Annotated in this window: 1 protein-coding gene; it reads right to left on the bottom strand. The window is 43.2% G+C overall.

Annotation, left to right across the window (positions count from 1 at the left end; all coding sequences use genetic code 11):
- Positions 1 to 75 precede the first annotated feature (75 nt).
- Positions 76 to 396 (bottom strand): GPW/gp25 family protein, encoded by a 321-nt coding sequence (locus tag PROVRUST_RS18920; RefSeq protein WP_039856130.1) that lies wholly within the window; start codon positions 394 to 396, stop codon positions 76 to 78.
- Positions 397 to 398 lie beyond the last annotated feature (2 nt).

The following is a 398-nucleotide window of genomic DNA, read 5'->3' as shown; positions in this document are numbered from 1 at the left end:
CAAATATCACTTCAACATCGAGCTCTTCAATAACATCCGGTGCCGGTAATAAACTTATATCAATACTGTTTGCCATCATCGCCCCACATCGACAGAAAAGTTAATTGGCTGATTTGAGTCCTGCTCAATTGCTTCGATATCAATTATTAGCTTTGCGGCTTCTGTACTACTTAACCCGATGCGGGTTAATAAAATACGCGGTTCCCACTTCATCAAAGCGGTATAGCAGGCTGACATCAATTGCAGTTTCAATGCTGGGTTTTGCGGCTGATCAATTAACTCTGATAGTAATGAGCCATAGGTACGACGAATGACACGCGAGCCAATAGGCGTGATTAAAATATCTCTGACTGACTGGCGGATATGCTCAATATCTGAAATCGCCGTGCCGTCGATTC

Origin of the sequence: Providencia rustigianii DSM 4541 (assembly GCF_000156395.1) — a bacterium.
Classification (GTDB): Bacteria; Pseudomonadota; Gammaproteobacteria; order Enterobacterales; family Enterobacteriaceae; genus Providencia; species Providencia rustigianii.
Note: the sequence above shows the minus strand (reverse complement) of the source record. Positions and strands in the feature narration are given on the sequence as shown.